This is a genomic window from Rhodanobacter sp. C05, from assembly GCF_002001165.1.
In the GTDB taxonomy this organism is placed as follows: Bacteria; Pseudomonadota; Gammaproteobacteria; order Xanthomonadales; family Rhodanobacteraceae; genus Rhodanobacter.
In genome coordinates, this window is sequence record NZ_MUNQ01000016.1 from 178,824 (window position 1) to 196,096 (window position 17,273).

General features: G+C 59.6%; 16 protein-coding genes. 3 read left to right on the forward strand and 13 right to left on the reverse strand.

Translation table 11 applies throughout. From position 1 onward, the window contains the following. Positions 1-76: 76 nt before the first annotated feature. From B0E51_RS14085 to B0E51_RS14130, 9 genes are all read right to left on the reverse strand, one after another. Positions 77-1,027 carry an alpha/beta hydrolase gene (locus B0E51_RS14085; RefSeq protein ID WP_077445497.1) on the reverse strand — a complete coding sequence of 317 codons (951 nt, stop codon included), beginning with the start codon at positions 1,025-1,027 and terminating at the stop codon, positions 77-79. 190 nt (positions 1,028-1,217) lie between these two features. Next, the gene (locus tag B0E51_RS14090; RefSeq protein ID WP_077445498.1) at positions 1,218-1,754 is read right to left on the reverse strand and encodes a DUF4199 domain-containing protein; all 537 of its coding nucleotides are present in this window, start codon (positions 1,752-1,754) and stop codon (positions 1,218-1,220) included. Positions 1,755-1,943: 189 nt separating this feature from the next. Beyond that, a complete protein-coding gene (locus tag B0E51_RS19845) occupies positions 1,944-2,357 on the reverse strand; it encodes a response regulator transcription factor (RefSeq protein ID WP_077445499.1) in 414 nt (137 codons plus the stop codon). Between the two features lie 210 nt (positions 2,358-2,567). Next, positions 2,568-4,049 (reverse strand): serine hydrolase, encoded by a 1,482-nt coding sequence (locus tag B0E51_RS14100; RefSeq protein ID WP_143525933.1) that lies wholly within the window; start codon positions 4,047-4,049, stop codon positions 2,568-2,570. A gap of 106 nt (positions 4,050-4,155) precedes the next feature. Beyond that, positions 4,156-5,235: an alpha/beta hydrolase gene (locus B0E51_RS14105; RefSeq protein WP_077445501.1), complete on the reverse strand. Its 1,080-nt coding sequence runs from the start codon at positions 5,233-5,235 to the stop codon at positions 4,156-4,158. A 143-nt stretch (positions 5,236-5,378) separates the two neighbouring features. Next, positions 5,379-5,708: a hypothetical protein gene (locus B0E51_RS14110; RefSeq protein ID WP_077445567.1), complete on the reverse strand. Its 330-nt coding sequence runs from the start codon at positions 5,706-5,708 to the stop codon at positions 5,379-5,381. Between the two features lie 259 nt (positions 5,709-5,967). Then, positions 5,968-6,363 carry a GFA family protein gene (locus B0E51_RS14115; protein WP_077445502.1) on the reverse strand — a complete coding sequence of 132 codons (396 nt, stop codon included), beginning with the start codon at positions 6,361-6,363 and terminating at the stop codon, positions 5,968-5,970. A gap of 742 nt (positions 6,364-7,105) precedes the next feature. Continuing rightward, positions 7,106-7,615, reverse strand: coding sequence for a GNAT family protein (locus B0E51_RS14125; protein ID WP_077445504.1), 510 nt, complete (start codon positions 7,613-7,615; stop codon positions 7,106-7,108). 396 nt (positions 7,616-8,011) lie between these two features. Then, a complete protein-coding gene (locus B0E51_RS14130) occupies positions 8,012-10,012 on the reverse strand; it encodes a hypothetical protein (protein WP_143525934.1) in 2,001 nt (666 codons plus the stop codon). A 515-nt stretch (positions 10,013-10,527) separates the two neighbouring features. Between B0E51_RS14130 and B0E51_RS14135 the strand changes: the two genes are divergently transcribed. The 3 genes from B0E51_RS14135 to B0E51_RS19680 are packed head-to-tail and all read left to right on the forward strand — an operon-like array spanning position 10,528 to position 14,424. Next, entirely contained in the window at positions 10,528-13,005 is a 2,478-nt protein-coding gene (locus B0E51_RS14135) for a beta-propeller fold lactonase family protein (protein WP_077445506.1), read from the forward strand. 47 nt (positions 13,006-13,052) lie between these two features. Beyond that, positions 13,053-14,162, forward strand: coding sequence for a beta-propeller fold lactonase family protein (locus B0E51_RS14140; protein WP_168172640.1), 1,110 nt, complete (start codon positions 13,053-13,055; stop codon positions 14,160-14,162). A 4-nt stretch (positions 14,163-14,166) separates the two neighbouring features. Next, entirely contained in the window at positions 14,167-14,424 is a 258-nt protein-coding gene (locus tag B0E51_RS19680; RefSeq protein WP_077445508.1) for a hypothetical protein, read from the forward strand. Between the two features lie 79 nt (positions 14,425-14,503). Here B0E51_RS19680 and B0E51_RS14150 read toward each other — a convergent pair whose 3' ends face one another. The 4 genes from B0E51_RS14150 to B0E51_RS14165 form a co-directional block, all read right to left on the reverse strand. Beyond that, on the reverse strand, positions 14,504-15,640 hold the full coding sequence (locus B0E51_RS14150; RefSeq protein WP_077445509.1) for a S41 family peptidase: 1,137 nt from the start codon (positions 15,638-15,640) through the stop codon (positions 14,504-14,506). Between the two features lie 210 nt (positions 15,641-15,850). Then, positions 15,851-16,159, reverse strand: coding sequence for a type II toxin-antitoxin system RelE/ParE family toxin (locus B0E51_RS14155; RefSeq protein ID WP_077445510.1), 309 nt, complete (start codon positions 16,157-16,159; stop codon positions 15,851-15,853). Further along, entirely contained in the window at positions 16,156-16,425 is a 270-nt protein-coding gene (locus B0E51_RS14160; protein ID WP_077445568.1) for a YlcI/YnfO family protein, read from the reverse strand. Before B0E51_RS14160 ends, B0E51_RS14155 begins: the two co-directional genes overlap by 4 nt. A gap of 177 nt (positions 16,426-16,602) precedes the next feature. Further along, positions 16,603-17,118, reverse strand: coding sequence for a DUF2127 domain-containing protein (locus tag B0E51_RS14165; RefSeq protein WP_077445511.1), 516 nt, complete (start codon positions 17,116-17,118; stop codon positions 16,603-16,605). Positions 17,119-17,273 lie beyond the last annotated feature (155 nt).

Consider the following 17,273-nt stretch of genomic DNA (forward strand, 5'->3'; position numbering starts at 1 on the left):
ACGTGTATCATATTTAAGTTTGACGGAAAAAACAAGGCAACGGACAAACAGATCCTTCCTGAACTCGGCACCCCTGCTATCGGCCTGCGTCGGGAATCATTCCGATGGTGCTCATCCATGTCTCGGCCAGGGCTGGCCATTGCGTGATCGGATTCGAGGTTGGCCTCAGCCCGAACGCATGCCCACCGTGCGCATACAGATGCATTTCCGTCGGCACGCCGGCCTTCTTCAGCGCAGCGAAATAAACCAGGGATTGCTGGACGCCGTCCACGTTGTCGTCTTCTGCCTGCACCAGAAACGTGGGTGGCGTTTCACGTGAGACAGGGACATTCGGATTCAACTTGCTGTCGTTGTCGACCGCGAGGTGCCCCGGATAGATGGGCATCGCGAAATCCGGGCGGGCACTTTCCTGGTCGGCAGCATCGACGGGTGCATACAGGCGCCGATTGAAGTTGGTGCTGATCTCCGCCACCAGATAACCACCCGCTGAAAACCCGATGACACCCACCTTGTGCAGATCGATGTGCCATTCCGCGGCGTGATGACGCACCAGCCGCATGGTTCTCTGGGCATCCTGCAACGAAGGTACCGATAGCTGGTAATTGTGCGGACGGCAATCGCACTTCCAGACATAGGGCACACTCGGAACGCGATACTTCAGCACGACACAGGTGATGCCCCTGGACGTCAGCCAGTCGCAGATTTCGGTGCCTTCGAGGTCCATGGCCAGGATCTGGAAACCGCCACCCGGAAACACCACGACCGCAGCGCCCGTGTTCTTCCCCTTGGGCGCATAGACCGTCATCGTGGGGCTGGTCACATTGGACACCGCGGTTACCGGCTTGCCGGCCAACAACTTGTCGCTCACCTTCAGCGTTTCCGGACCGGGAACTTGTTGGGCGTCAGGCGCCGCTCCCGGCCAGATCGGTATTTGAGCGTTTCCAGCTGCCGGTTGCCAAGCCGTCGTCGCTGCGTGCGCGCTTGCACATGCGGCCAGCAGGCACAGGGCAATCGTCCAAAGCTTCATGACGCTCCTCCATTTTGGCGCTCGCCAAAGTTGCACGATCAAGGCAGGGAATCAGGTCCAACCTCTCGATGCTGCAAGCCGCAACGGGCCTGCTGCAGCCGCTTCCGTGGATTTCTTCGGGCAAGCTTGCTGCAGGCACGGGGAGTTCGAGTTGCTGATGGGCCAGGAAAGCCTGGACGATGCGGGCGGCTCAACCCCGCCGCGCGGGCAAGAACCGGCTGTTGCGCAGCAATCCCGCCGAGATCAGCGACACCAACACGCCGACCGGGAAGATTTCCGCGAACGTCATCGGCAGGCGGTACATCGGGTTCGCATACTGCACCTTGAAAGCCTCCATGTCGGCGCTCAACTTCGCCAGCGCCTCGGCGCTCGCACCCTTCGCCTTTTCGCTCGCGATGATCGCGTTCGCATAGGAGGTGGCGAAATCCATGTGCGTCATCGCCTGCACCGCTTCCCACGCGACCACGTAGAAGATCCCGGCGATGAAGCTGACCCCCAGCCCGACCCCGAGCGCCGGCCAGAACCCGATCACCCCGCCTCGGTCCACATCGCGGTGCCGCTTGATCCCCACGAACACCGCGCTCAGTGCGATCAGCATGGTCGTATAACCGATCACCATGCCGTACTTCAGCGGCGGCATACCCGAGAACACGACGAAGGTGACGAGCTCGAAGCCGCCGACGACCAGGCCCGCGATCAGGCCGTACTTCAGGATGGTGCGCAACATGGTGTGACTCCTTGAGTGGTGGACAGGACCGTCATTGACCGCGATCCGGCGCCGCCCGGCAATCGCCCTAATGGATGATTTTGGTGTTTTCACCCCGAAAGGAGCCTCGCATAACTGCTTTTTTGTTCGTCATTCCCGCGAAAGCGGGAATGACGGCCTGGGGGGCAAGGCTCCACGAATAGGGCCGCATCAGGGCACGATCCCCAGCTCGCGCGCCCGGCGGATCGCCTCGGTTCGCCGTTTCGCGCCCAGCTTCTCGAACACTCGTGCCACGTGCGTCTTGACCGTGTTCGGCGAAATGTGGAGGCGCGCCGCGATCTCCTTGTTGGAGTGGCCGGCGGCCAGTTCGTGCAGCACCTCCAGCTCCCGCTCGCTCAGACCCAGCGCTGCCTGCGCCTTCGGGTTGCCGTCGAAGGCGACCGGCGCCGGCGCGGCGAAGACCCGCACGCCCAGCACGATGCCCAGCACCAGGAAGGCCACCGCGACCAGAAACAGGTAGACGTCGCCCGAATGCATCCGCACCAGGCGCTGATAGTCGAGCCACTGCAAGGCAAGCGTACCTGCCGCCAGCAGCGCCCCGTAGCCGACCACCCGCTTCCACATCCCCGCCTCCGCTCGCCCCGTACGAAGTTATCTTAGCTCCGGTCCACGGGCATAAAGAAAATGGCCGCCCGGTTCGACAACGGGCGGCCTCGGTCCAGCTCGTAACGTCTCAAAGAACTGCTTGGTCAGGGCGCACTCAAAGAATCCGGCCTGTTAAGAAGCGCGCTCTGCCCCCGGTTCTGGCTGCGTGCCAATGTTTGCGCCCAATGATTACTTCTTAACGCCTTTATTGTCCTGGCCATTTTGGTGTAACACGACGTACTTTATGTGCCCCGTACTGTCTGGAACAAACTCAACCTCGGCGTTCACAACTTTCCAAAAAAACCTGGTTTTCGATTCAGGGAAAATCGGAAGCTTCCGTTGATTCGTGGCCTGGGCCATCAACTGCCCTCCCTCGATCGTGAAGACCAGGCTGAAGTCCGGTGCCAATTGATATGTCCCAACGTAACCAGCAAGGACGGACCGATCCAACTCAACGGCGGTGCGTACTGGTGGCTGGAAATCAGGCCAGGCGTATGCAGTTGCGATGCTCATCATGACCTGCGAAGCGAGCCGCCCACCTCCTTTGGCGTTAGTCATGACGACTGCGCCCTCTCCATTGTGCTCATACCCAACCAAGAGGCTCTCGAAGCCCTCATCGACGCCTCCGTGGGAGAAATAGGGATCGGTCGGGGAGCCACCGATCTCAAGACCAAGGCCCCAATGTCCTTTGCCTGGATTGAGCATTTGCTTCGTCAGGTCTGGGCTGAGTACGTGGTTGGCTTTGCCCTGCAATGACTGCTGAACCTCGAGCACATACCGAGCGAGATCGGATGGCGTGGTCCAAAGGCCCGCGGCGGCCTTCTCTGGATAAGTATGTGCTCCGCCAGGAATAGGCTCTCCATGGGCACCGTAAGGCGTCGCCGCCTCGACCTTGAGCGAAATCGGCAGGGGCTGCTCATAGGTGCTGTGGATCATGCCTATCGGAATCAGCACCGTATCGTGAAGCAACTCGGTGAAAGGTCGCTTTGATGCGTCCAAAAGAAGTTGTTGCATGACGGTGTAACCACCGCCGGAATATTTCCACTTACTCCCCGGCACGCTTTCCAGTCGAATCGGTTCGTTGTTGGCGGGTTTTTCGCCATTCAGCACCTGAACAAGAGTCGGTACAGGCGTATTGGCCGCGTAACCGGGAAAGCCATGCACGGTAAATCCTGCCGTATGCGTGAGCAGTTCACGCAAGGTCACCGTCGCGCCGGGTGCTGCGGGACTCGCCGGCACCTTCCAGGTCGTGAGTACGCTATTCACATCCGCGTCGAGCGAGAGCTTGCCCTGCCGGACGAGACGAAGGGCTGCCATGGCTGCAATCGGCTTGCTGATCGATCCCGCTTGAAAGAGCGTCTCGGCGGTGACGGGTTCTCCGCCAATCCGCTCAACACCAAAGCCCTTTGCCCATTCGAGGGTCCCCTTGTGAATAACGGCAACGCTTATCCCGGGAACATGTAACGCCCGCATCCGCTCCGCGAGTGTGTGACAGGATGGCGGTTCGCCCTTGACGATGACAGGATCTGGAAGACAGGATTCAATTTCATTGATCCGTTGCCCCAAGTCATTCGGAAACTTGTTAGTGCCTGGCGTCACCTGACCAAACAATGGGCAATTGGCTATGCAGAGAAACGTACATATCGCGACAATCTTTGCACGATGAGCCACTGGCGTTTTCCTTTATCCATAAGGGGAAGGCAAAGGCACGAACTACATCTAGGCGGACCACTGATATTTTGCGCCCGATCAAAAATCCAAGATCAGGTTCACTTTCTCACGGCCGTAAGTGAACCTGACCCCGATAGTCTTGAACGAGCGGCTCGATCTGCGTCTTCAGCACCCGGAACTGTGCATCGACCATGAGCGGATTGGGGTCGTGGCCGACCTTGTCGAGCAGGATGTATTTCTTGGTCGGCGCTTTGATGCGGTCGAAATACGCCTTGGTCACGCTCGGCATGGTGAGGAGGTCTTCTTTGCCTTGGATGATGAAGACCGGCATGGGGAAGGTCGTGCCGAGGGCCGGCAAGTCGATGTGCGAGAGCATGCCATCGCCCTTCATGCCCACGAACTGCATGTACGAGTAGTCCTCACCGCCGGTATACGCCGTCTTGTAGGCCGCGGTGTCGTATGGCGACCGGGAATTCCACCACGTGTCCGGCGCGGGCTGGGTGGTCTTCGCCTCGTACCGGCGTGTGATGCGACGAACGATGCCGAAGGCGCGCGGGTTTTGCCACGGTGGTGCACCAAGGGCATCGAGCGAGGCGACCGCCTCTTTGTCGCCGGCGGCGCGCGTCAGCTCCAAGACGCGCGTGTAGGTGGCATTCTGGTTCGCGTGGTACTCGACCAACTGCGATGTGCCTTGGTAGGCGGAGAACAGCTTGGGCTGCAGCTTGAGCATGTTGATCGCCAGCGCCGAACCCCAGGAGCCGCCGAACAAGATCACCTGCCGCTTGCCCAGGCGATGCGTGGCATAGGCAGCCACCTCCACGCCATCCCTTGCCATCAGCGCCATCGTGAGCGGGCGAGTGGCCGTATCAGGGTTTTGCGCAAACGTCTTGCCGCTTCCGCGCTGGTCCCACTGCACAAGCGTGAAATCCTTCTCCCACGGGCCGTAGAGATTTTCGGCAAAAGGCGTTGATGGATTACCCGGGCCGCCATGCACCATCAGAACAACGGGATTGGCGCAGTCCGCACCACGAATGGTGACCCACTGTTCGATGCCGTCGATCGGCACGAAGCCTTCTTCCGAGATCTTCATGCCCGGCTTACATGCCGCGGACGTATCGCCTGCGACCGAAGGCCAGGACGCCAGCAATCCTGCGACCAAGCCGGCCGCAATCAACCATTTGTTCATACGTTCCCCAAAAGATCGGGGTCAGGTTCACTTACGGCCGTGAGAAAGTGAACCTGACCCATGCTAGAGCCGCGGACCGGACCCACACGAGTCGAATGCAAGCCCTTAGCCCTTTGGTTCAGAACAAAGTCGTCCGACGAGCCTCAGCTTTCGTTGTCCCAGAACACGTCGACCGCGTCGCGGTTCATGATGCCCCATATGGGCGTGCCCAGTCTCACCAGGCCAGTGCGTATGCGATGGAGGGATTCGTCGTAAGCAGAGATGCGAAAGATCATCTGGTACTTCGAGGTGGTGAGCCACATCGATAGCGGGACGGACAGCCAGAACGTGTTGGATTTCGCGTTCAGGATGCGCAAACCGCTGGCGTCGGCCCAGTTCCGCAGCAGCGCCTTGGCGTTCTGGTAATGGCGCCAGCTCAGCCAGATGACTCCGGCGATCAGCAGCAAAAAGAGTAGCGGCGTGGCTCTGGTCATCATGCCTCCAGGAATTTTCCATGCGAAGGCTAAGCGGTGCCTGCACGACCGCGCAAGCCGCCCGGCCGAGGGGACGGATGGCGGCGATGGGTGTGCCTAACCTGATGTGGCGCCCGACGCTTTTTGAATGGCGGCTAGGTGGCGCGCATTTGCAGAGGTCGACCGGCCGTTGTTGGCCGCTGTCATAAAAGGCACCACGCTCATTGAGCGGTTCGGACAGTGACGGTAAGTGAAGCTGCACCGATAGTTCGCATGAGAACTACACCATGTGCTTTATGTCCCGAGGCAGGCTCACCCAGGCGTGCATGCGCCCCCCGTACACCGAGACGCTGGGCGCGGGGAAGGACGGATCCGCGAAGGCACCCACCGGGATGGCCATGCTCTCTACATCGCCTTCCATGGTGTAGTAGACCGTCGAGCCGCAATGCGGGCAGAAGTTGAAGGTGGCTCGACTCCCTTCGTCGCCGACGCAAACGAACTGCTTTGCGTTTCCGCTGACAGTGACCGCACTGGCTGGAAACCGCGCCTGCACGCCAAACACGCTGCCGGTCCGACGCTGGCACGCGAGACAGTGGCAGATCGAGACGCGGATGGGCTCGGCTGAAGTTGTCGCGACCAATTGGCCGCAAGAGCATGAGGCAGAACGAGAAGGCATCAGCGGCTCCCAGGTGGAAAGGAATCGAGATTCTGACAGCGGTGCCGGATTTCTTCAGTCACCCATGCGGAGTGCGTGTCGCGACAACCCGCCGCTCGGCCAACCTGAAGGCGAAGGAATGGTCACTGACACCTTATTCCCTGCGTTTTGCCGGCATGGGTGTGTCCCGATGTGCAAAGGCTCGAGCAGCGTCGGCGAAACCCATCGGCCATAGCTGAAGAAAAAGTGTTGCAGGAAGTGGCTCTGACCAGCTTTTTTATCCCACCCTCATGACCGGTGACCGACTGACCAAATCATGAGAACGACAGCCCTATCTGGGGCTCGCGGACGGTGGGCAACTCCCTTGGGTACGACAAATCCTTCCTGAGGCCGAAGCTCAATGGAGCGATCCTCCAGGTCGACGATCAGTAAGCCATCCAGCACAAAAAAGAACTCATCATCGACATCGTGCTTGTGCCAATGATATTCGCCATGTCTGACGCCGAGACTGATGATGGAGTCATTTACCCGGCAAAGAGTTTGGTCACACCAATCCTCCTTGCATGCGTTGACCATGGCCGCAACATCGATCGTTGCAAGCGCTGGAAATCCGATAGCTGGATCGGTAGTGTTGGGGTGTGCGTCACCGTCTGTCATTGCGTATTCACCTATGACGTTGTTTTGTTGAACCTGTCAATCTCGTGTAAACCTGCCGCAGGCAAGGCGGCGTGGGATACCTCAAGCGCTTCAGCGCCTGAGGCTGTCAGATCGAGCATGACGCCAAGCACGAGTTTCGAACGAGCAACCATTGCCTCACTACCTTGCCATCTCCCGCGAGACGTTCGCTCAAGCGTTCAAAACCGCACGCTTCAACCACCCGGATTGAAGCGACATTGTGAGGCTCGATCTCGGCAAGCACTTCGACTGCGCCACGTGCGAATGCAACTGCCGTCAAGGCTCTTACTGCAGCGCCAGCTATGCCACGGCCACGGCAGCCCTTTGACACTCCATACAGAACTTCGACTCTCCCGGACTTGGGCTGGCCTTTGAAGGCACACCCACCAACAATCGCATGCTCCGGACCTTCCAGAATAAGAAAGGGTGACCACCATGGTTCGGGCTCACCCGCAGAGACCATTTCCAGAGCGCGGCGCATCACAAACGGAGGGGGCAGCGCCCCTTGATGTACAAAGCCAAGTGCGGAGAAAGAGCTGCCCTGCTCCAGGATGGCAGCAAGCTCCGACACGTTCAGTTGATGTAGCGTGACCAGCATGTCATGACACCTGACGATACGTAGAGCTAAAGGCTAAGCAGCTCCTTATCATCCCTGCAAACTCAATTCTGAAGTACACGACCCCAAGCGGTTCAAAGGCGCAGCTGCGCTAGCGCGTGCAACTTCACTGGCATAACCGGGATCCAAAACCGGAGTCAGAATGCACTTTATCGCATGCGCAACCGACATTCGCTCACAGACCCGCGTACGCGCGGCAAACCCCCCAAAGTGGCCATCGTGGCCGTCAAAGGATCGGGAGCATGTTCACTTTCTCACGGCAGTAAATGACCCCAATAGTCGAGCGGGAAAGCTCAAACTAACTTAATTACCTCCGTCCCCTTAGATTTCTGACGAAGGCTCATTGACCGAGGTCTTGTTCGTGTCGCCGAGCTTGCGTCAGTGAGCGAGAGTCGCGTCCCATAGCAGAACTGCCGAACGATGTGGCTCGAACGCGATCGCTACCAACGTCCCATCCGGCCGAAGAGCCAGCTGGGAGTCGCCAATGCGACCAATGCCGATCGACCCAAGTAGAACTTTTTTGGCGATGGGACGACATGTCGGTGTTGCACAATGCAGCAATGCGACAAAGGTCTCATAGTCCGGCGGCGGCGGATCGTTGCCTGCCGGAATTTTTGGGTATACGGCTTTTCCTTCGTAGACGATTGGCGCAAACACCGGCCGATCTTCGGAGTCCAATTCCGCAGCGAGTGAAATATTGTTGTCGACGCGGCTCACAGTGTGTGTCTCACGAACACCGGCGCAGTCGCTGTCGACACAATGCATGATGCGGAGCACGATTTCGCCGTCCATCTCCATTGTGTAGCCTATGACGGGAAGGCCCTGCGATCCTGCACGAAGGACGACCGCACGGAGGTTGGGTCCGCCGCCGCTGGTGGCCATTGTCGGCAGCGTGGCAACTCGCGAAGTGACGGTGTCTGCTTTGATGACGAGTTCGCGCACCGTCATTGCACTGCACATGCGATCTGCGCAATGCGCGAAAAACAGCGATGCATCGGATCCATTGGCACGCCCAGGGCCCGCGAAAGCGATCATGGCGCGCCCGTCGCGACCCACGGCGATCGAGGGATCGCCCGAATCGAACGTATTGATCGGTCCCACGGCGGTCAACATCGAGGGGGATGTACAGGCTGCATCCCGGCACATGGCGAGGCGCAGTTGCGTCGTAAGCGTGCGCTCATCGAACACGGAATAGATGATGATGGGAAAACCGTCCAATCCCATGGCGAGCCCTAACGCCTTGCCTGTCGCGACAGCGGTCGACGAGATTCTGGAGCACGCCCTGTCGTCACAATGAACCAGCAATATCGTGCTGCTAGAACGACCCTCACCCCTTGATACGGCCGCCATGGCGAGCCCGTCGGATCCGATGGCCAGAGCGACCGGGCCGATGAGCGACATGGCGCGCGTGGTTGTTGTGACGGCGTCGGGTCGGCATGGCTTCGTGCGGCAAATGGCAATCTCGAGCCAGCCTTCACGGCCGACCGCAGCGATCACCGCGTGACCCTCCGGATCGATCGCCAGGGCGGTCGAAACCCAGGTGTGTCCCGGCGTGGGAATAGCGATCGCATCATGGGCAATCGCCAGCGCGGGGATGGCGATCGCATGATGGGCAATCACCGGCGCGGGGATGGCGATCGCATGATGAGCAATCACCGGCGCGGGGATAGCAATCGCATCATGGGCAATCACCGGCGCGCCAGGCACAGTGCAGTGCTGCAAAGGATCTTCACCCTTGTGCGAACAAGTCTGCGGCAGCCGGATGCTGGCTGCGGGAGACCGCTCCTTGAATTCCGAAAACATCGCGAGCTTCACTTGACCGCCCGAGAGATCCAGCACCAGATCTTCGCTTGAGTCAGCCAGGCTGCCGTAGCGCACGGAACCGACATCGAATTTCAAGGTTTCCGGATGCAGTTTCCACAGCAGCGCCTGGCGACCTTTGGATGGCCCGTTGAGAAAGGTCGATAACCGGTCCGCATCGTTCCAGCCATCGGGTTTGCGCGGCCCGAGTTGCTCAAGCACTTCGTTGGCCTGCGCAACGAACACAGCTTCTGGAACCTGCGCCTTGGCTTCATCGGAAAAGTTCGCGTAGAGCTCGTGCATGCGGCCTTGATCGAACAGGTCCTGGAGGCGCTCCGCCTCGGCCAGCAACTCATGCACCGAAGGCAACGGCGGCAAAGCGATCTGCGCAGGAGGCGAATCAGGCACGTGTTCTGCGGTCTGTGGAATGAGTGTGGTATTCGCAGGAACCGGGCTTGGCGTCAGCCACCATTGGATCACTTCGAACGAGTGAGGTACGACCACGACAAAAGCCAGCGGTACGATCACGCCGTAGATGGCGATACGCAAGGCAAACGCGGGCATCCAACGCGATCTCATCTGGTTTTCCCTGTCGGCTTGGGTCTACCTTCTAACGCGTGGGCAAGCCGCATGGGGTTAAACCGCCCGTTCGGCATGGTAAGCCGATACGGGTTCCACCCCGTGAACGCGGACACCTCCAAGAAGACCGACGAGCGGCAACACGTCGTGGTAGGTAGATCTCCAACGTCTGTTATAGAGCAACCCGATACAGGCTGTGACCGGCAGCTCTTGGCCGGATGGCGACCCTTGCTCGGTGACCATCGAATGACCGGTGGGTAGGGTCACCCGATGGTCGCCGTGCGACCCTTTTCAGCCGATCACGACCGACTGCTTTCAGGAAAGCGGATCAACCACCATCTACCCAATTCGACGGCATTTTGCGCTTGGGGGTCGAGGTTAGCGGTAGCGCCAACGTCCGCTAGATCCTAGCGCGACAATTAGCCCGCGTTGCTTTCCTATCAGATTTTCGCCCCACATCTGCCTCGGAAGCTGCATGGGCATTCCTGCATAATCGCTAAAACGGAAGGATTCAGATGACAAGGATCAGCGCGGGTTTGATGTGGGCAGCTCTTGCACTCGTTTACTGCGGTACGTCGTTGCCAGTCGCAAAAGCGGCAACATCCACAACCCCCCAGGGAACCCCCGCCTTCGCCATGGCCCGTCCAGGCGCAAGCAAGCGATTTGTGACGGATGGTTCCTCAGGCTACATCATCGACGGCGCCGGCCACCTATGGGCCTGGGGAGACAACAAGGTCGGCGAACTGGGTGATGGGACAACCGTGGATCACGCAACTCCGGTGCGGGTCCAGTTCCCTGCCGACTTAGGGGATGCTTCGATCATCACTGTGGCTGTCAACGGTCACCACTCCGCCTACGCTCTCGACAGCGCTGGCCATCTCTGGGCCTGGGGAGACAATGCCCACGCCCAATTGGGTCTCGGCCATGGGGACCTTGCGAATCGTTCAAAACCGACGCAGGTGCGTTTCCCCGCCGCCTTGGGAGCCGCTTCGATTGTCAGCGTGGCGACCGTCCATAACGACTTCGGCCCCGTTTATGCCGTCGACAGCGTAGGCCATCTCTGGGCTTGGGGAAGCAACTGGCACACCCAACTGACGGATGGGCCAAGCAAGGATCTTTCCACCCCGGCGCGCGTCCTGTTTCCATTGCCTCTCGGGAATGCGTCGATCGTGCGCGTCGAGGTCGACGACGACGACAATGGCTTCCTCTCCATTTACGCACTCGACAGCGCTGGCCATCTCTGGGCCTGGGGAGACAACGAGGCCGGACAACTGGGCAATGGTTCGAAGAGTGGCTCCTTAACCCCTGCCCAGGTCCAGTTCCCCGGATCATTGGGGAGCTCCTCAATCGTCAGCATGGCGACTGGCAGCGCTGGCAACGGCTATGTCTACGCGCTCGACAGCACAGGCCATCTTTGGGCTTGGGGAAGCAACGGGTACGGCCTAGGGCTGGGCTCGACGACAGGTCAATCCACTCCGGCCCGTATTCGGTTCCCCAGCCCGTGGTGGCGGCGGTCGCCCTCGATTGTTCGCGTGATGGCCACCCATAACAGCGAGGGTACCGCCTATGCCATCGACAGCACCGGCCATCTCTGGGCTTGGGGAGGCAACAAATACGGTCAATTGGGCAATGGGACGCTCAAGGATCACGCCATCCCAGTGCGAGTCCAGTTCCCGTCCGCCTTGGGCGGTGCTTCGATTATTCGTGTAGAAGCTGATCGCTACGCCGCTTATGCCATCGACAACGCAGGTCATCTCTGGGCTTGGGGAAACAACCGGTATGGCCAACTTGGCAATGGCTTACTCGCGAATCGCTTCAATCCACCGGCGCTGGTACAAATTCCCGTTGCTCAGGGACCCGCGTCGATCGTCAGCATGGCGGCCATGAGCACCGACGCCCGCTCCGCTTCCGCTTACGCTATCGACAACGACGGCCATCTCTGGGCATGGGGATACAACCGGAACGGTCAACTCGGCAATGGGTCGAGCGAGATCGTCGCATCCCCAATGTTGGTGCCGTTTCAGCAAGACTTACCGGATCAGGCGCAGGCTCCCGCACGCGACAAATGGCGCGCCACTCCGGGTGCCTCGCTCCCGAAACCGCAATTCCTTTATGTAGCGAACAGCCGCAGCATCTCGGCCTACCGTATCAACGCCAGCACCGGCACCTTGACCGATGTCCCGGGCAGTCCGTTCGCGGATCAAGGAGGCCCAAAGTTTCTCGCGGTAAATCCGTCTGCCACCTTGGCCTATGTGGCAAACGTCACCGGGGGCACCGTCTCGGTCTACGGCGTCAACACCACCACCGGGGCCTTGACCGAAATCGCGGGCAGTCCGTTCGCAGCGGGAAGCCAGCCCTATGTCGTCAAGGTAAGCGCAGACGGCGCGATGGTCTATGTCGGGAACCGGATGAGCCAGGCTTTCACACCCTACCGCATCGCCCCCACCACGGGAGCAATCACCCCTGCCACAGGCGACAACGGGAATTCCATTCGCCATCTTGCCGAGTATCTTCCCGCCCCAGATGTGACTGTCAGTCCAGCAGGCCCATTCGCCTACTGGTTGGTCAACGACGGAATCGAGGCTTTCCGCATTGATGCCGCGGATGGCTCCAACCAAGAGATTCCCGGCACCAAGATCGCGAATCCAGATGCCAAATCGATCACGATCAATCCCGAGGGCACCTTGGCCTATGTGACGGAACAGCATCTCAACAACACCGGCGATGTCTTAGCCTACCGCCTCAACGCCACCACGGGCGAGCTCACGCCAGTCCCGCGCAATCCGGTCGCGACGGGACTTCAGAACCCCGTTGCTGTGGCGGTCAACCCCACAGGCACCTTCGCCTATGTGGCGAACAAAGGCTACGGATTCGCCGAAGGCACCATCTCTGCCTACCGCATAAATGCCACCACCGGGGCATTGACCGAAGTTCCTGGCAGTCCGTTCGCGACTGGAACTCGTCCCGCATTCATAACGGCCGTGCAGCCTTGATGGTTGAGTCCAAAACACAGGTTTGTAGCCAACCACGAAAGATCAACATGAAACACACACGACAGACCACTCCTACGACTGTCAAGCTCATTCTCGGCTTGATGGCAATCTTATCGATGACAGCGTGCTCCACGCTCGGGGGGATGCAATCAGCAGCACCCAAACCGCAGTACCTCTACGCCGCAAATGCTGGTGACAATACCGTGTCAGCCTACCGAATCAGCACCACCACCGGCGCGCTCACGCAAGTCCAAGGGAGCCCGTTTGCCATACGAGCGGCCAGCTCCTCCATCACGGTCAACCCCGCAGGCACTTTCGCCTATGTGCTGGACTATTTCGGAGGTAGGATCTCGGCCTATCGCATCAATGACTCCACCGGCGCACTTGCACCCATTCCGGGCAGTCCGTTTGGCATGGGGTATCAAGGAAGCCCTATTGCGATCAACCCAACGGGCACCTTCGCCTATGTGGCGAGCGGATATAGCAACACCGTGTCGGCCTACCGCATCGATGCCTCCACAGGTGCGCTCTCGCCCATTCCGGGTAGTCCGTTTCCTGCAGCACCGGGGGCTCTGTCAGTCACGATCGACCGAGCAGGCTCCTTCGCCTACGTCGTGGGTGGCAACATCGGCACGATCTCAGCTTTCAGCATTGACGCCGCTACTGGCGCGCTTTCTCCCGTCAAGGGCAGCCCATTTGTCACAGGAAACGCTGCCACGTCCGTGACGATTAATTCCCAAGGCACCTTCGCTTATACGGCGGGCAGAAACGGCATTTCGGCCTACCGCATCGATACCGCAACCGGCGCACTCACCCCGGTTGCAGGCAGTCCGTTCGCAGCGGCCGAATCCGGCTCCACATCCGTGGTTGTCAACCCCGCTGGCACCTTCGCCTATGTGACGGGCAACAGCACGATCTCAGCCTACCGCATCGATACGACATCAGGCGCGCTCACCCTGGTTGCGGGCGGTCTGCCCGCTTACGGCACTTCGGTAGTTATCAACCCCGCAGGCACCTTCGTTTATCAGGGGACTGGTGGCGGGAGCGCCGTCTCAGCTTTTAGGGTCAACCCCACAAACGGCGCCCTAACCCCTGTCCCAGGCAGTCCGTTCGCGGCGGGAGCGAACCCAGCGTATCTAGCGATCGCGCAACCTTGAGGCCGTGACGCTCAGCTATGCCTCCATTTACCGGGTCGAGTGCATCTTCGGATTCGTCGTCGGCATGAATTTCACGTTCGGCGCTGTGCTTTCCGCTCTGATCGCAGTTGTATTTGCAACAGTCTCAGTCGTGGCGCATTTCGTCTTCAGGACCATTCTGTCCGTAATACGATCTCCTGTCCGCCAAGTCCCGCTCGACAGTTCGTTCAAGCAGATAAGTGAAGCTGACCGCGATAGTCAGCTCCGCTCGGCCTCGCTGTGAGCGGAGTGAATGACAACCCTCACTTTTCACGGACCGCATTGGTAAAGTCCAGCGACCGATTGTCGGCATCGCGTCAGTGTCACGGGTAGTACGCGGGCAGCTGGAACTTGCCCGATTGAACACTAGCCAGGATGTCATTCAACCCCGCTTGTTCGCCCGGGTCCTTCGACTTTTTCAGGAGGTCGTTGAGAATGGTGACGTAAGCAGTTTTCATGGCCGAACTCGCCGGTACTGCCACATCCGGCTTCACGCCCACATGTTCCCAGTTGGTTTTGGTGATCGGGTTGATGGCACGTGCCACGGGGATGAAGGCCATGAAGCCATGCCCGAGCGGCATCCAGCCGCCTGGATTGGCGGCACCCGCTGTGGTTTCACCGACCAGCGTGGCGCGCTTCTGGGTTTGCAGGTCGTAGGCGCATTCCTCGGCGCCGGAGCCCGTATGCTGCGAGGTGAGCACGTAGATGGGACCGGCGAAGCGGGGCATCGCAGATGGAACCGTCCAGAACTGGCGTGTGTCGTTGTCAGCACGGACATAAATATCATTGAGGTGTCGATCATCGCCCACAGCGAAAAAGTGACTGATCAGATAGGCCACGCCGTCCGGTTCGCCGCCGTGGTTCTGCCGCAGGTCGAGTACCAGCGCCTTGGTTCCAGCGACCAGCGACATGGCCGCGTCGTAAGCGGCACCGACGATTTCCGTATGACCGAAGTTTCGAAGGTCGATGTAGCTGACGTCGCCGGGCAACAATTGCACGCGGCTGATGCCATAGCTCTCGCGGGCCGAAGCGGACCGCATCTGCGCGATCATTTCCGCCATCTCTTTGGCGGTCGCATCTTTGTCACCCTGGCCTTTGTCATCACCGCCTTTGTCATCATTTTGCGGCGGCGGTGACAAGTCCGGCGCGAACTTGACGGCAAGATGCTTGTCGTTGCCGATGGACCTCAAGTCCTTGGACAACGCTTTGGCAAATACCGTCGTAGTGTTGGCATCGCGGTAGTCGCCATGCGCCGCCTTGGCCGAGAGCGCGACGGCTGTCTCGGCAGCAACGTCGGGGAAAACGTACTGAGACTTCAACTGCTGACCCAGGGCCGCGATGACCGCGGACTGCTCGGCAGCATTGATCGGTGTGTTTGATGGCGATGATGTCTGGGCGAACGCGACGGAACTGAAAATCAGAGTCAACAGCGACAGAGGCAATGCATAGCGTAAATACATGAGTATCTCGTCGGGTGGCCACGAATGATGGCCGTTCGAACATAGAGATACGCGCAAGCTGGTCGCAGTTGCACCAGTGCACTTACAACCGATGGGCTGCTGGAAGATCGGGGCCAGATTCACTTACTGCCGTGAGAAAGTGAACCTGACCCCGATAGTTGCTGGTAGTCAGCACCGCCTCGCGCATGGCCGCATGCAAGGCGGCCATGCTCAGTGGTAATCGTCTTCGCGCTGGTGCCGCACCGCCAATACGGTGACGGTTTTGGCGTCATCGATTTCAAACAGCGCCACATAGCCGGATGCGCCGAAGGCGACGATCAACTCACGCAGAAACGTGTTGTCAGGTGCGGCCTTTCTGCAACTGAATGGTGAACTAGCCAGCAAGCCCAGGCCATTGCGGATGGCGTCCAGCGCGCGCTCGGCCGTGGTCCAGTCGCCATCCTCACGTGCCAAGGCAAAGTCATACAGCCGTTCAAGATCGGCCAACGCTTCCTCCGTGAAGCGGATCTTGAATATCATGCGGAAGCTTTCTTTGCCTTGGCCAATCGCGCTTCAAGTTTTTTCAGCACCGCGCCAGACGAAAAGTACACGCCGGTAGCTTTGGCCTGATCACGCGAAGCCAATCCACGGGCGATGAAGGCAGCTTGCTCCTGGCGTTGCTGAATCTGCGCCCGCACCGCGTACTCGATAAAGCCGGACAGACTTTCCCCGTCGCGCAAGACTTCCTCTGCGGCTCGACGCAGAACCGGTTCAACACGCAGCGAAGGGATGGTTGCGGTTTTCATGGAAACTCCGAATGCGATGCAATTGCGATTCATTCTGGCGCAGTTCGATGACAGGGGCAAATCGCCCGGAAAGAAGGTAAGGACGTTCCCTGGAAGCAACGCTTGCTCGCCCTTGGGCAGCTTGAGCAAGCGCACCCACCAAGTTGTCCCCGACCCCATTTCCCGGAAGGCGTCCGATCACTCGACTGAGCGAGATTGCCGTGACTGCAGGGCGACGCGTACCAGATACACGACGATCGCGATGTTGGCGATCAGCGCAACCAATTTGAACCCGCTGAAACGGTGCACCGCTTCGTAGATTTCCAGCGGCACCAGCGAGCCGGTGGCGACTACCGTGAACCATTCCGCCCAGTACTTCTGCAACCACAGCCCGATGCCCTCGGTCGCGAAGATCGCGGCATAGGCCAGCGCGACCAGTCCGATCGCCACGAACTTGCTCGGGCCCATCGACTGCAGCTTCTCCACCAGCCTCCAGCGCAGGCCGTTGCTGTCGCTCAGCGACAACTGCTCCAGCCAGTGCACCAGATGTTCGAAGTTCTGCGAACGATCCAGATGGAAGGCCGCGATCGCCACGAGGATCAAGCCGATGGTCTTGGCGGCCTTGTACACCGCGATGACACGCAGCCACCCATGGTTGCGGGACTTGCGCGTATCGGTCGGCCCGGCTTGGGAGTCGCGGCGGATAACGGACATGGCAAGACATCCCGGGAATCAGAACCCGAGTGTGCTTTTGCTGGCGTGAACAATCGATGCAGCATCGGCGGCCACCGTTCGTCCGGCTCAGCGCGATTTCAACCTGAATTCTTTTTGGACCGTTGCCCGCTCACGTCGTGCTGCCGGGTCCTTGG

Coding starts and splice junctions, on each gene's coding strand:
- B0E51_RS14155 (WP_077445510.1), bottom strand. CDS start 16,159: ATGATATTCAAGATCCGCTTCACGGAGGAAGCGTTGGCCGATCTTGAA.
- B0E51_RS14110 (WP_077445567.1), bottom strand. CDS start 5,708: ATGACCAGAGCCACGCCGCTACTCTTTTTGCTGCTGATCGCCGGAGTC.
- B0E51_RS14105 (WP_077445501.1), bottom strand. CDS start 5,235: ATGAACAAATGGTTGATTGCGGCCGGCTTGGTCGCAGGATTGCTGGCG.
- B0E51_RS14125 (WP_077445504.1), bottom strand. CDS start 7,615: ATGCTGGTCACGCTACATCAACTGAACGTGTCGGAGCTTGCTGCCATC.
- B0E51_RS14160 (WP_077445568.1), bottom strand. CDS start 16,425: ATGAAAACCGCAACCATCCCTTCGCTGCGTGTTGAACCGGTTCTGCGT.
- B0E51_RS14135 (WP_077445506.1), top strand. CDS start 10,528: ATGACAAGGATCAGCGCGGGTTTGATGTGGGCAGCTCTTGCACTCGTT.
- B0E51_RS14150 (WP_077445509.1), bottom strand. CDS start 15,640: ATGTATTTACGCTATGCATTGCCTCTGTCGCTGTTGACTCTGATTTTC.
- B0E51_RS14130 (WP_143525934.1), bottom strand. CDS start 10,012: ATGAGATCGCGTTGGATGCCCGCGTTTGCCTTGCGTATCGCCATCTAC.
- B0E51_RS14090 (WP_077445498.1), bottom strand. CDS start 1,754: ATGTTGCGCACCATCCTGAAGTACGGCCTGATCGCGGGCCTGGTCGTC.
- B0E51_RS14115 (WP_077445502.1), bottom strand. CDS start 6,363: ATGCCTTCTCGTTCTGCCTCATGCTCTTGCGGCCAATTGGTCGCGACA.
- B0E51_RS19845 (WP_077445499.1), bottom strand. CDS start 2,357: ATGTGGAAGCGGGTGGTCGGCTACGGGGCGCTGCTGGCGGCAGGTACG.
- B0E51_RS14140 (WP_168172640.1), top strand. CDS start 13,053: ATGAAACACACACGACAGACCACTCCTACGACTGTCAAGCTCATTCTC.
- B0E51_RS14085 (WP_077445497.1), bottom strand. CDS start 1,027: ATGAAGCTTTGGACGATTGCCCTGTGCCTGCTGGCCGCATGTGCAAGC.
- B0E51_RS14165 (WP_077445511.1), bottom strand. CDS start 17,118: ATGTCCGTTATCCGCCGCGACTCCCAAGCCGGGCCGACCGATACGCGC.